Source organism: Aeromonas sp. ASNIH7, from assembly GCF_002903485.1.
GTDB classification, from domain to species: domain Bacteria; phylum Pseudomonadota; class Gammaproteobacteria; order Enterobacterales; family Aeromonadaceae; genus Aeromonas; species Aeromonas caviae.
Map to the genome: position 1 here is coordinate 3,163,173 of NZ_CP026226.1, position 13,417 is coordinate 3,176,589.

Consider the following 13,417-nt stretch of genomic DNA (forward strand, 5'->3'; position numbering starts at 1 on the left):
ACCTTTCTTGCTGGTTGCACCCTTCAGGTGGAACAGCACTGCCAGATTCTCGAACATATGATGACCTCGTTTCTCTGTGGTTCATGGGTTGTGTGACCTTGGTCACGTTCTGATCCTAGGGGAATATGTGAGCTGGATCAACTTTTTGTGTTGTAAATTTACATAAATCATGGAAAGGGTTTTCAAATGCAGACCTGTTCATGGATACGGTTTCAAGCCAGGGCCGCGCGTGGAATCGGGGATATGAGAGAGGTGGCCGAGGAGGGAGCACAAAAAAGATGCCCCGCACGGGGCGGGGCATCGGTATGGTCGTGAGCTGGCTTACTTGGCCGGGATATGTTCCAGCACGTGAACCAGCAGGTGCCAGAAACGCTCGACCGCCGGGATGTGTACTTTCTCCCCCGGTGCGTGGGCGCCACGGATGGTCGGGCCGAAGGAGACCATGTCCCAGTCCGGGTAGGCGCTCTTGAACAGACCGCACTCGAGGCCTGCATGGATCACCATGACGTTCGGCATCTCGCCAAACAGGGTCTGGTAGCTGTTGCGTACCAGCGCCATTACTGGGGAGTCCACGTTCGGTGCCCAGCCCGGGTAGGCGCCGGTGAACTCGCAGCTGGCGCCGGCCAGGGTGAACAGGGAGCGGGTCATCTGCTCGATGTTCTCGCGACCGGAATCGATGAGGGAGCGGATCAGGCACTGCACATAGACTTCCCCCTCGAGTGTCTTGATGACACCCAGGTTGGTGGAGGTCTCGGTCACGCCCGGGATGGCGTCGCTCATGCGCATCACCCCGTTCGGGCAGGCCATCAGGGCATCCAGCAGGCGGCTTTGCAGGGACTCGCTCATGAGCTGGGCCGGTTTCTCCCGGGCGGTGAGCAGCACGGTGAGGTTGGCCTCGGTGGCGGCCAGCTCGCTTTGATAGATGCCGGCGTAGCGGTCCACCAGGGCCTTGAAGTCAGCCACGCTGGCGGCGGGCACCAGCAGGCTGGCACGGGCCTCGCGGGGGATGGCGTTGCGCAGGGTGCCGCCGCTGAGATCGCCAAGGCGCACCCCCAGCGGTTCGGCGGCTTTGAGCAGACGGACCAGCAGCTTGTTGGCGTTGCCGCGGCCGCGATGGATGTCGACCCCGGAGTGGCCGCCGCGCAGGCCCTTGACCTGCAGCTCGAAACCTTCACCCTCGGTGGCAGCGACCAGCTCCAGGGGGAAGCGGATATTGGCATCCACCCCGCCGGCGCAGCCCATGTAGACCTCGCCATCCTCTTCGGAGTCGGTATTGAGCAGGATCTCGCCTTCCAGCCAGCCCGCTTCCAGACCGAAGGCGCCGGTCATGCCGGTCTCTTCGTCGGTGGTCAGCAGCACTTCCAGCGGACCGTGCTTGATGGTCTTGTCGGCCAGCACGGCCAGGCAGCCCGCCATGCCCATGCCGTTGTCGGCGCCCAGGGTGGTGCCGCGGGCAGTGACCCATTCACCGTCAATGTAGGCATCGATGGGATCGGTGGTGAAGTCGTGCTGGGTGTCGGCGTTGGCCTGGGGCACCATGTCGATGTGGGCTTGCAGCACCACGGCCTTGCGGTTTTCCATCCCCGGCGTGGCCGGTTTCTTGATGATGATGTTGCCGACGGCATCTTGCTTGACCGCCAGGCCTTCTCCCTGGGCCCATGCGACGATCCAGGCGCTCAGTTGGGCTTCGTGCTTGGAGGGGTGGGGGATGGAGCAGATCTGCTCGAAGAATTGCCAAATCAACTTGGGAGACAGAGAACTGAGCTGTGCCACGTCGGGACTCCTTACCAGCATGGAAAATGTCGGGCCCCACTCTGCGGGCCGGGGAAGAGGATAACGATAATACAGTCAATCACGCAAAAATGTGAGCGATCAGCGCAAATGACGCTCTGCTTGTGCTGGGAAAGGGAGCATGGATGGCGAACTTCACTGCCTGCCTGATTCGTGTCAGCACAACATCAACTTTGTGATGCTGATCACAAAAATATTGTCTTTTTGGCGCCGGGTGGTAAATTAGCCGCCGTGGCCAGCCCACTTGTCAGGATGACAATCAATGCCTCCAGGGAACCGAAGCAAAGCAAGTGCGCCTCCATGGAACCGAGTGTCAGTTCAAGGATGTGAACCCGCATTAAGGTACGTAACTTGTTAAGCAATCAGGAGTTTATGATGTCAGGCAGCAATTCAACCTATTGGTTTGCCCAATCTCTCTATACCCAGGGCTTCAACTACCCGAATCCCTACGCCACCCGCCGTTAAGGCTCGCAGGCGTCACAGGTAACAGCAGCAGGTGTGTGAGGATCCTCTCCTCCCCCTGCTATTTTTTTGCCCGAATGTCATGGAATGTGTGTCAAACGGCTAACCTGTCGGTGTCGCCGGAGTCCTCCCAAAAGGGCGACAGAGCGGAAGTTGACGGACATTTCCTGTTTTTCGCATACGTTTGCCGCTCAATTTATCCATAAAGAGTGCTATCATACCGGCCCAACAGCCGGGCCGAGATCGGGAGTCCACCCGACATGGCCGCCAGCTACACCCCATCCCTGTTCGCATTGCATCCGTTTTTGCCGCCGAGGCGTCAGCCCCGAGGCCGAAAAAGTGCAAGCAAAATTCGGGAAACGGGGTGCCAGAATTGACCTGAACCCGTCTCTTTGCCGGGTTCTCGCCTCATAAGTGATTGCTTTATAACTCGTTGAGATCGATAGCATGCCAAAAAAGTTTTATGTATCGTGGGATAACCTGCAACGCGAAGCGCGCCGTCTGGCCCGTCGTCAACTGCCTGTCAGCCAGTGGAAAGGGATCATCGCCGTCAGCCGCGGTGGTCTGGTGCCTGCGGCCCTGATGGCCCGCGAACTTGGCATTCGCAATGTCGAAACCCTCTGCATCTCCAGCTATGACCACGACAACCAGCGCGAGCTAGCGGTGGTGAAGGCTGCCACCACCGCAGGTGACGGTGAAGGCTGGCTGGTGGTGGACGATCTGGTGGACACCGGCGGCACCGCCAAGGCGATCCGCGAGCTCTACCCCAGAGCCAAGTTCATCACCATCTTCGCCAAGCCCATGGGCGAACCCCTGGTGGATGACTTCGAAGTCGCCATTCCGCAGGACACCTGGATTGAACAGCCCTGGGACATGGCGCTGGAGTTCGCCAAGCCGATCTGCGACGAAGCGTAATCGCCCCACCGGTCGCGACCAGTGACTCCCCGGCATTCGGGAGCGGACTGATCCGTCGTGATGCAAGGTTGACCACATTGAGCCCCTTTTGGGGCTCAATGCGTATCTGGTGTGGCTGCTCGATGTGAAAAGTGGTTAAGATGGGACATTGTTTGAGACAGAAGAGCCACCATTTTGGAACCAAACGACGATACCAATCTGACGGAAAAGCTGTTTACCCGGGTCAAAAAGGTATTGGAAACTTCCGAAGTCTCCAACTCGAGCCCCGTCGACGAGCAAGACAGCGCACTGTCTGACAGCTTCATCGATGGCGCCCTGTCGCCCCGCTGGTATCGCCTGCTGCGCAGACCGACCTGGGCCTGGCAGGGGGCCGATCCCGTCGAGGTGGAGCAGACCCTGGCGCACATCGCCATGGGGCAGGGGGAGCGCAGTCACGAACGCTATCTGGACACCATCAAGGGCTATGTGCCCGGCAACTGGGTCTATGAGTGGAGTCAGCTCGCCGGCCGTTATTTCAATACGGGGCGGACGCTGCTTGGGGAAGGGGATCGCGCCGCGGCGCTGAAGAGCCTGCTCAAGGCAGTGCGCTACTACTCCATCGCAAGCTACCCCCACCTCAAGCACGACGAGCTGGCGGATCAGGCCCAGTTACTCGGCAACATGGCCTATCGCGAGGCAGGACGCCTGTTCAAGGTGCCCCTCAAGGAGTTGCAGGTCCCGTTTCGGGGCAAGACCATCCAGGGCTACCTGCATCTGCCCACCACCGAGAAACCTGTGCCCCTGGTCATCGTCAGCGGTGGCATCGATTCGCTTCAGGTGGACTTCCTCAACTTCTATTTCAAGTGTCTCGAGCCCCATGGCATCGGGATGCTCTCCCTGGACATGCCGGGCACCGGCTATGCCGAGCACTGGCCCCTGGTGCAGGACACCAGCCGCCTGCACCAGGCGGTGCTCAACTACCTCTCGGAGGTGGCCTGGGTCGATCACCAGCGCATCGCCATGGTGGGGTTCCGCCTCGCCGGCAATGTGGCGGCCCGTCTCGCCTTCGTCGAGCCGTTCAAGCTTAGGACCGTGGTCTGCATCGGTGCCGGCATCAACCAGGTGTTCACCAATCAGGAGATGTTCGCCCGCTGCCCGCGCATGATGCGCGACGGGCTGGCGAACCGGCTGGGGGCGGACGCGGCCCAGTGGGATCTGCTGCGCACCAAGTGTCAGGTCTTCTCCCTCAAGACCCAGGGATTGCTGGGGAGTCGCACTTCCGTGCCGATATTGAGTATCGGGCACAAGAAAGATTTTATTTGTCCCGAGCAGGATGTCCGGGCATTGGCCGCTGCGAGTCGCAACGGCAAGGCGGTGGTGTTTGACAAGCAGCCACTGCTCGAGGTCTATGACGAGGCACTGAAAGAGACGGTAGATTGGCTCAAAAAGCACTTATGTACATGATATAAAACTAAAAATGTAACATCACCATGTGATGGTATGGCTTGTTCAACAGGGAGGTTAGCATGTCAGAAAGAGTGACTTACAAGCGATTGCTGCGGCAGTTCGCGGCCATTGGCCCCTATTTGCGTGAAGACCTGTGCGAGGAGGGCCGCTACCGCTTTGACTGCCTGTCCGTCTGTGTCAGCGCCAAGCCTGCTCCGGACAAGCGGGAGTTCTGGGGCTGGTGGCTGGTGCTGGAGCAGGCGGATCACAGCTTCAGCTACCACTATCAGACGGGGTTCTACAACGCGGACGGGGAGTGGATCGACAAGGCGCTGCCCAAGAAGCATCAGGCGGAAGTGGAACGCACCCTGCAACATTTCTACAAGCTCATTAGCGGCAAGCTGACCCAGCTGGAGTGCACCCTCTCCCCCGCGAAGCAGGTGACTGCCGAACTGAGCGTGACGGCAGCCTGATCCCCAAGCCCCGCATCTTCCCGGTGCGGGGTACCCCGATGCTTTGTCACCGAGCCTGCAACTGCCTGGCGAGGCTTAATTGCCTTGCAGGGCAGGAGGGCCGTGGGTATAAAGGGATTCCTTACTTTTCTAACCCTTCGTTCCCATGGAAAACAGAACCATAGTCGTCAAACTGGGCACCAGCGTGCTCACCGGGGGATCTGCCCGCCTTAACCGTGCCCACATGGTCGAGCTGGTCAGACAATGTGCCGCCTTGCATCGACACGGGCACCGTGTCGTGCTGGTCACGTCGGGGGCCATCGCCGCCGGTCGTGAGCATCTGGGCCACCCTCCGCTGGCGCCTACCCTGCCGAACAAACAGATGCTGGCGGCGGTGGGTCAGACCCAGCTCATCCGGGTATGGCAGGACCTGTTCAACCTCTACGGGCTGCACATCGGCCAGATGCTGCTGACCCGCGCCGACCTGGAAGACAGGGAGCGCTACCTCAATGCCCGCGACACCCTGCGCACCCTGCTCGATCACCGCATCATCCCCGTCATCAACGAGAACGACGCCGTGGCCACTGCCGAGATCAAGGTGGGGGACAACGACAACCTCTCCGCCCGTGCCGCCATCCTGGCGGATGCGGACTTGCTGATCCTGCTCACGGATCAGAAGGGGCTCTTCACCGCCGACCCGCGCACCAACCCGGATGCCCAGCTCATCGAAGAGGTGCAGACCATAGATGACACCCTGCGCTCCCTTGCCGGTGATAGCGTGAGCGGTCTTGGCACCGGTGGCATGGCCACCAAGCTGCAGGCGGCCGACGTGGCGCGCCGCGCCGGGGTGGACGTGGTGATTGCCACCGGCCAGATCCCGGAAGTGATCGGCCGCCTCGCCGCCGGGGAGCGGGTGGGGACCCTGTTCCCGGCCCTGGCATCCCCCCTGGAAGGGCGCAAGAGCTGGATCCTGGCAGGGCCCCCCCCTCACGGCGAAGTGCAGGTGGATCAGGGGGCCGTGGCCGCCATGCAGGAGAAGGGCTCCAGCCTGCTGCCCAAGGGCATCGTCGCGGTGAAGGGAGATTTCGTGCGTGGCGACGTGGTGCGTATCCTGGATCCCAAGGGGAGCGAGCTGGCTCGCGGCATCTGCCGTTACGACCATCTGGAGCTGGATCGGCTGCGGGGTGTCCACTCGGATCAGATTGAACAGGTATTGGGTTACGGCTATGGGGCCGTGGCCATCCACCGTGATGACATGGTGCTGCTCTGAACAGGGCGGCACCGCATGAACAAAAGGGAACTGTGATGAGTCTGGAGAAAATGGGGCAGGCGGCCCGTGAAGCCGCCTATCAACTGGCCACCGTCAGCACGGCACAGAAGAACCGGGCGCTGGCAGCCATCGCCGATGAACTGGAAGCACGCAGTGCCCAGATCCTGGCGGCCAACGAGAAAGACATCGCCGCCGGGCGCGAGGCGGGGCTCACGGAAGCCATGCTGGATCGCCTGCTGCTCAACCCGGCACGCCTTGCCGGCATAGTGGCGGATGTGCGCAAGGTGATCACCCTGGACGATCCGGTCGGGGCCGAAATCGACAGCCGGGTGCTGGAGAACGGCCTGCGCCTCTCCCGTCGCCGGGTGCCCATCGGGGTCATCGGCGTCATCTACGAGGCGCGCCCCAATGTCACCATCGACATCGCCAGCCTCTGCCTCAAGACCGGCAACGCCAGCATTCTGCGCGGCGGTCGCGAGACCTTCCACTCCAACCTGGAGCTGGTGCGGGTGATCCAGCATGCCCTGGCGGCGTCCGGCCTGCCCGAGGCGGCGGTGCAGTACATAGACAACCCGGACAGGGCGCTGGTGGCCGAGTTGCTGCGCCTCGATCGCTACGTGGACATGATCATCCCCCGCGGCGGCGCGGGTCTTCACAAGATGTGCAAGGAGAACAGCTCCATCCCCGTCATCATCGGCGGGTTCGGTATCAGCCATATCTTCGTGGACGAGAGCGCCGATCTGGCACGTTCCCTGGCGGTCATCGAGAACGCCAAGGTGCAGCGCCCCTCCGCCTGCAACGCCCTCGATACCCTGCTGGTACACGAGAAGGTGGCGGCCACCTTGCTGCCGCAACTGGTGGCTCTGATGAACGAGCGCAAGGTGACTCTGGTGGGGGCGCCCAACGCCATGGCGCTGCTGGCTGGCAGCGAGAACCTGTGCGACGCGGGGCCGGAAGATTTCGACACCGAGTGGCTGGGGCTGACCCTGGGGGTCAAGGTGGTGGCGGACGTCAACGAGGCGCTCGCCCATATGCGCGAGCACAACGCCGGCCACTCCGATGCTATCCTGACCAACTCCCTCGCCAATGCCGAGCGTTTCGTCAACGGGGCCGGTTCGGCGGCGGTCTATGTCAACGCCTCCACCCGCTTCACCGACGGCGGCCAGTTTGGCCTCGGGGCCGAGGTGGCGGTCTCGACCCAGATGCTTCACGCCCGTGGCCCCATGGGGCTGACCGAACTCACCAGCTACAAGTGGGTGGGGCAGGCGGATTATCTCAGCCGTGCCTGATCCAGGCACGCTCAGCAAGCAGGACAATGCCGACTCAGGTCGGCATTTTTGTGCTTTTTTATTGCTCGCAATCAATGGCTTGCATATAACTATCCAGCAGGATGCGGTGTCACCCGGGGCATCAGGCCAGCGACAGCAAGGGGAGCAACTTCAAGGATGAAGGGACAGGATAGGAGTGCGTGGTGGGGCAGCCTCTGGCTGAGCCTGCCACTGCTGCTGGGGGCGCTCGGTTTCAGCGGCGCCAGCCACGCCAGCTGGGACCAGGATCTCTATCGTCAGCTCGGGCTGGCCGGCAAGCTCGACAGCCGCGTGTTTCGCAAGGCCCTGGACGGTTACCAGAGCGTGCGTCACAAGCGAAAACCCATTCTCACCATCATCGACTACAGCAAGCCCTCGACCATGCGCCGGCTGTTCGTCATCGACGTCAAGCGCCACAAGCTGCTCTACCACACCTGGGTCAGCCACGGCCGCAATTCGGGGGAGCTGGCCGCCCGCCAGTTCTCCAATCAGATGAATTCCCGGCAAAGTTCCCTGGGGGTCTACCGCACCGCCGAGACCTATCAGGGCAAGCACGGTTAATCCCTGCGTCTCGATGGCCTCAGTCCCGGCAAGAACAGCGATGCCCGCAAGCGCGCCATCGTGGTGCACGGGGCGGACTACGCCAGCCCCAGGCATCTGCAGAAGTTTGACAAGCTGGGGCGCAGCTGGGGATGCCCGGCCCTGCCAAGGGAGCAGTCCAGGGCCATTATCGACACCATCAAGGGAGGGAGCGTCATCTATGCCCATGGCTGAGACCCTGCCCGCGAGCCTGCTGCGAGGGCGTCACCAGGACTGGTGGGCGGCGCTCTACCTTGCCGACGACCTCTCGTTATCCCTCGTGCACCGGTTCTGAGATGAGCATCCTATGGCAATCAATAGCAAAAAGGCCAGCATATGCTGGCCTTGGCGCATCAGGCGGGGATTATTTGCGGACCACCAGCACAGGGCAGGGGGCGTGGCGTACCACGGATTCCGCCACGCTGCCCACCAGCAGGTGGCTGATACCGGATCGGCCATGGCTGCCCATGACCACGAGATCCACCTTGTCTTCCTTCGCCTGGAGGACGATTTCATCGGCGGCGCGGCCAAAACGGACCTCGAATTTGGCCGGAATGGGCAGGCAGGCGACCAGTTCCTTGAGCTGACTCTTGGCCTGGCGTTCCATCTCGTGGGTGATCTCGATGGCCGTCATGTGCAGGATCTTGTAGCTGTCGAAGCCGTGCAGCTGATCCACCACGTGGACCAGTTTGAGCTCGGCCTGGTGGGTGTTGGCCATGAAGACGGCGTAGTCGAGTACCGCTCTGGACATCTCGGAGAAATCGACGGGGCAGAGCAGGGATTTGATGGTTGGCATGAGAATCTCCCCTCAAGTTGGGCTACTAATGAATCTTGTTTGCCATGATACGCTGTGGGGCGACAATAACCCTCGACCCGCTCGCAAAATGGGGAAAATGTCGGCCGGGACTCTGTTTTTCTATGCTATCTGTATGCCTGAACGGGCCGTCCGGCGGTGAGCATCTGCCGAGTGCCATATCACTGAGGATATTCATGGTTCGTCTTTTTCTGTTCTGTTGCCTGCTGATCACCTCGTTCGTGCGGGCAGACACCATACACGTCTATTGCGACGACTGGCCCGGCTTCTGTCACCGGGACGGCAAGGGGGTCTATCTGGATGTGGTTCGAGCCATCTATGAACCCCTGGGGCACGAGGTGAAGCTTCACATGGTGCCTTACAAACGGGCACTGGCGGTGGTGTCGAAAAAGGAGGGGGACATGGCGATGGGGGTCTATCGGGGAGAGGTGCCCGGGGTCCATCAGCCCGACTACCCCGACTCGGCGGACTACGTGAGCGTGGTGATGCAAAAGCGCTGGCTGCCGCACTGGGCAGGGGAGCACAGCCTCAAGGAGCAGGAGGTGCTCTGGCTGAGGGGGTGGGCCTTTGACAAGTTCATCCCGGAGCCGATGCGCTGGTTCGAGATAGACAGCCACGAGATGGCGCTGCAATTGCTGATCAAGGGGCGTTACCGCTACTACCTGACCGACGGCGCCCTCTACCCCGAAGGCTCCCTTCCCCCCGAGCTGGTACAGGTATTCCTGCGCTGGATCCCGACCTACCCCATCTTCGCCGATACCCCGAAGGGCAGGCAGTTGCACGGGCTCTGGGATCCCGGCATGCGCACCCTGATAAGGCAGGGCAAGCTGGCGGAGATCTATCGGCAGAACAAGCTCTACGACTACTACCAGGACTTTCTCAGGGAGCAGGTGGTGCGGGCGAACAAACCACAGCCCTAGCTGTCGGGCCTGATGCCGTCATCGGGCCCCTCTTGTCCTGCCTCAGCCTTTGGCGCTGAGCGTCTTGGCCAACCGGTCATAGAGGATGACGTTGACCGAGGCGGCCAGGTTCATGCAACCCTGAGTCGGCACATAGATGACCTCCTTCACCGCCGCGAAGCGGGCGGGTTCCAGGGTGCCATCCTCCGGGCCGAAGATGTAGAAGGCTCTCTCGGGGTGCACGTAATCCGGCAGGGGCGTGGCCCCCTCGATCAAATCCACCAGCACTGGGGTGCAGCCCTCGGGCACGAAGTCCAGCAGCTCCTCGACCCCGAGCAGGGGGATCTTCTCCACCATCTGCTTGGTGTCGGTAACAAAACGGCGTGCCAGCTCGAAGCGCTGCCCCGTGTAGTAGACCTCGTCCGCCCCGTAGCAGCCGGCGGCCCGCATCACGGCGCCCACGTTCTCCGGGGATTTGGGATTGACCAGCCCGATGGCGCAATAGTCCCCACCCTCCCGGGCATCTGCCCGGTGCTGCCCGGCGGCGCCTTCATCTGACACTTTCATCTCTCTCTCCTGTGTGGTGGCGCATTATACCCCCGGTGGGTCCCTTGCCCAGCGTGCGGGGCGGATTCCCGCAAGGCGGGCCCAACAAGGGGGCGGCTGCACCGTGGCGGCGCAGCCCGACCTCCTGATGCGCAATGGCGGCGCCCCTTGCATCCTGGCGCGGGGTTTGCAGTCATTTCCCCATACAAGACGATGAGGCATCCGGACAAAGGCGTCCGTCCCCGCAGGGGGGCGGACGCTTTTTTTATGGGCCCCTCGTCAGACACATGACAAGGAGCAAGGGAATGAAGACCACCTGTGCCTATTGCGGAGTGGGGTGCGGCATCCGGCTGAGCCGGGAGGGGGACAACTGGCAGTTGCAGGGGGATGAGCAGCATCCGGCCAACGGCGGCGCCCTGTGCGTCAAGGGGGCCAGCCTGCTGGAGAGCCTGGCCTTTCCCGATCGCCTGCTCTATCCGCGCTGGATGGGGCAGCGCATCGGCTGGGAGGAGGCCCTGGACACCCTGGCTGCGCGTTTTGCCGCCATCCTGGCCGAGTCCGGGCCGGATGCCATCGGCATCTATCTGTCGGGCCAGCTCACCACCGAGGATTACTACGTCGCCAACAAGCTGATGAAGGGGTATCTGGGCAGTGCCAACGTGGACACCAACTCCCGGCTCTGCATGTCGTCGGCGGTGGTGGCCCACCAGCGCGCCTTCGGGGAGGATCTGGTGCCCGCCTGTTACGAGGATCTCGAGCTCGCCGATCTGGTGGTGCTCACCGGTGCCAACACCGCCTGGACCCATCCCGTGCTGTTTCGCCGCCTGCAGCAGGCCAGGGCGCGGCGCCCCGAGCTCAGGCTGGTGGTGCTGGATCCCCGCCGCACCATGACGGCGGAGCAGGGGGATCTGCATCTGGCACTCAAACCCGGCAGCGACGTGACGCTCTGGAACGGCCTGTGCCGCTACCTGCTCGATGTCGATGGCTGGGACAAGGCCTATGTGGCGCAGCACGTGAGCGGCTTCGAGGCGTTGGCGGGGGCGCTGGACGATCCGGCCTGGCAACTGGACGAGGTGGCCCGCAGCTGCGGCCTCTCCCGCAGCGATCTGCTCGGTTTCTACCAGCTCTTTGCCCGTACCCCCAAAACTGTCACCTTGTTCTGCCAGGGGATCAACCAGTCCAACCAGGGGGTAGACAAGGCCAACGCCATCATCAACGCCCACCTGATGTGCGGTCGCATTGGCAAGCCGGGGGCGGCTCCCTTCTCCATGACGGGGCAACCCAACGCCATGGGAGGGCGTGAGGTGGGAGGGCTCGCGACCCAGCTCGCCGCCCACATGGGCTTTGGCGAGGCCGAGTGCGATCGGGTACAGCGCTTCTGGGGAAGCCCGACCATGGTGCGCGGGCCGGGGCACAAGGCCGTCGAGCTGTTCGAGGCGGTGCACCGGGGGGAGATCCGCGCGCTCTGGGTGCTCGGCACCAACCCGGCGGTCTCCCTGCCGGACGGCAACCGGGTGCGCGAGGCCCTGAGCCGCTGCGAGCTGCTGGTGGTCTCCGAGGTGACGGCCAACACCGACACGGCGCGCCTCGCCCACCTGCTGTTGCCTGCCGCCGCCTGGGGGGAGAAGAGCGGCACCGTCACCAACTCCGAGCGCACCATCAGCCGCCAGCGCGCCTTCCTGCCTCTGCCGGGGGAGGCCAGGCCCGACTGGTGGGCCCTGACCCGGCTCGCCCGTCGGCTCGGCTTTGGCGAGGGGTTCGCCTATGAGCACGAGCACGAGATCTTCTGCGAGCATGCCGCCCTCTCCGGGTTTGAGAACGACGGATCCCGCCAGTTCGACATCTCCGGGCTGGCGGGTCTCACCCGTGCCGAATTCGAGGCGTTGGAACCCCTGCGCTGGCCCGTCAACGCTGACTGGCCCCGTGGACGAGATCGCCTGTTCGAGGATGGGCGCTTTGCCACCCCGGATGGCCGGGCCCGCCTGCTGCCCCTGGCCCAGCGCTTCCCCGAGCAGCCAGAAACGCCACCGCTTGCAGGGGCTGTCTCCCTGCTCCTCAACAGTGGCCGCCTGCGGGATCAGTGGCACACCATGACCCGCACCGGCCATGTGCCCCGGTTGCAGGAGGCCGAGCCCTGGCCCAGGGTACGAATGGGGGCCGCCAGCCTGCTGGCGCTTGGCGTGAAGGAGGGGGACCTGGTGCGCCTTTGCAACGGGCTTGGGGAGGCGCTGCTGCTGGTGGGGCTGGATGAGGGGCTCAGGGAGGGGGAGGCCTTCCTGCCCATGCACTGGACCGACAGCCAGTGCAGCCAGGGGGCGGTCAACCGCCTCATCGCCCCCGTGGTGGATCCCCTTTCCGGCCAGCCGATGTTCAAACAGGGGCGGGTGCAGGCCAGGGCGCAGCTCACCCGCTGGCAAGGGCTCTGGTGTGGCCGTGGTGAGTGGCGCGAGCCGGTGGACTGGTGGGCCAGGCGTCCCCTGCCCGAGGGGAACTGCACCCTGCTGGCCTCCTGGTCAGAGAGCACAGAGAGCCTGTGGCAACGGCTTGGGGCCGAGGGGCACTGGCTCAGGCTGCCCATGAAGGAGGGGTGGCTGGCCGTGGCTCTGGCCGGAGATCGTATCGAGGGGATCCTGCTGGTGGGGGCGCGGCGCCCGGACATCAAGGTCGACCTGCTGGCCAGTCTGCTCGGCACGCCGCTCCAGGCGGGGGCCCTGAGCCAGACCCTGAGCCAGGCCCTGGCCGGGGAGAGCCGGCTGGTCTGCTCCTGCCTGCGGGTCTCGGAGCAGCGCATCGTCGATGCCATCACCCGGCAGGGGGTGAGCGAGTTGGCGGGGCTGCAGGCCCTGCTCGGCTGTGGCAGCAACTGCGGCACCTGTCTGCCCGAAATCGACAAGCTGTTGATCAAACATGTTTTCCTGGCATCCGCTTAGTGCGGTGCCAGGACACAAGGAGCCTGA

The 13,417-nt window shown here is 63.2% G+C and carries 10 protein-coding genes and 1 pseudogene; 8 read left to right on the forward strand and 3 right to left on the reverse strand.

The genetic code is table 11. From position 1 onward, the window contains the following. Positions 1-321 precede the first annotated feature (321 nt). Positions 322-1,773, reverse strand: a complete 1,452-nt coding sequence (locus tag C2U47_RS14870; protein WP_010675465.1) for an aminoacyl-histidine dipeptidase — start codon at positions 1,771-1,773, stop codon at positions 322-324. A 927-nt stretch (positions 1,774-2,700) separates the two neighbouring features. Here C2U47_RS14870 and gpt point away from each other — a divergent pair. The 6 genes and pseudogenes from gpt (at position 2,701) to C2U47_RS14905 (ending at position 8,396) form a co-directional block, all read left to right on the forward strand. Continuing rightward, entirely contained in the window at positions 2,701-3,168 is a 468-nt protein-coding gene (gene gpt, locus C2U47_RS14880; protein WP_010675463.1) for a xanthine phosphoribosyltransferase, read from the forward strand. 174 nt (positions 3,169-3,342) lie between these two features. Continuing rightward, positions 3,343-4,611 (forward strand): esterase FrsA, encoded by a 1,269-nt coding sequence (gene frsA, locus C2U47_RS14885; protein WP_010675462.1) that lies wholly within the window; start codon positions 3,343-3,345, stop codon positions 4,609-4,611. Positions 4,612-4,673: 62 nt separating this feature from the next. Further along, positions 4,674-5,066, forward strand: a complete 393-nt coding sequence (gene crl / locus C2U47_RS14890; RefSeq protein ID WP_039040346.1) for a sigma factor-binding protein Crl — start codon at positions 4,674-4,676, stop codon at positions 5,064-5,066. A gap of 145 nt (positions 5,067-5,211) precedes the next feature. Further along, positions 5,212-6,315, forward strand: a complete 1,104-nt coding sequence (gene proB, locus C2U47_RS14895; RefSeq protein WP_010675460.1) for a glutamate 5-kinase — start codon at positions 5,212-5,214, stop codon at positions 6,313-6,315. A 32-nt stretch (positions 6,316-6,347) separates the two neighbouring features. Then, complete coding sequence (locus C2U47_RS14900; RefSeq protein WP_323887983.1) at positions 6,348-7,604, forward strand: glutamate-5-semialdehyde dehydrogenase; 1,257 nt, start codon at positions 6,348-6,350, stop codon at positions 7,602-7,604. Between the two features lie 156 nt (positions 7,605-7,760). Beyond that, positions 7,761-8,396, forward strand: a pseudogene (locus tag C2U47_RS14905) (murein L,D-transpeptidase catalytic domain family protein). Positions 8,397-8,565: 169 nt separating this feature from the next. On the opposite strand, the gene C2U47_RS14910 reads toward C2U47_RS14905, so the two are convergent. Next, the gene (locus C2U47_RS14910; RefSeq protein WP_010675457.1) at positions 8,566-8,997 is read right to left on the reverse strand and encodes a universal stress protein; all 432 of its coding nucleotides are present in this window, start codon (positions 8,995-8,997) and stop codon (positions 8,566-8,568) included. A 194-nt stretch (positions 8,998-9,191) separates the two neighbouring features. On the opposite strand from C2U47_RS14910, the gene C2U47_RS14915 reads away from it, so the two are divergent. Next, the gene (locus C2U47_RS14915; RefSeq protein ID WP_010675456.1) at positions 9,192-9,935 is read left to right on the forward strand and encodes a hypothetical protein; all 744 of its coding nucleotides are present in this window, start codon (positions 9,192-9,194) and stop codon (positions 9,933-9,935) included. A gap of 42 nt (positions 9,936-9,977) precedes the next feature. Here the strand turns inward: C2U47_RS14915 and C2U47_RS14920 are convergent, their stop codons facing one another. Beyond that, the gene (locus C2U47_RS14920) at positions 9,978-10,481 is read right to left on the reverse strand and encodes an RNA methyltransferase (protein ID WP_010675455.1); all 504 of its coding nucleotides are present in this window, start codon (positions 10,479-10,481) and stop codon (positions 9,978-9,980) included. Positions 10,482-10,765: 284 nt separating this feature from the next. Here C2U47_RS14920 and C2U47_RS14925 point away from each other — a divergent pair, with 284 nt between their 5' ends. Further along, on the forward strand, positions 10,766-13,390 hold the full coding sequence (locus C2U47_RS14925) for a nitrate reductase (protein ID WP_010675454.1): 2,625 nt from the start codon (positions 10,766-10,768) through the stop codon (positions 13,388-13,390). The last annotated feature ends 27 nt before the right edge of the window (positions 13,391-13,417 follow it).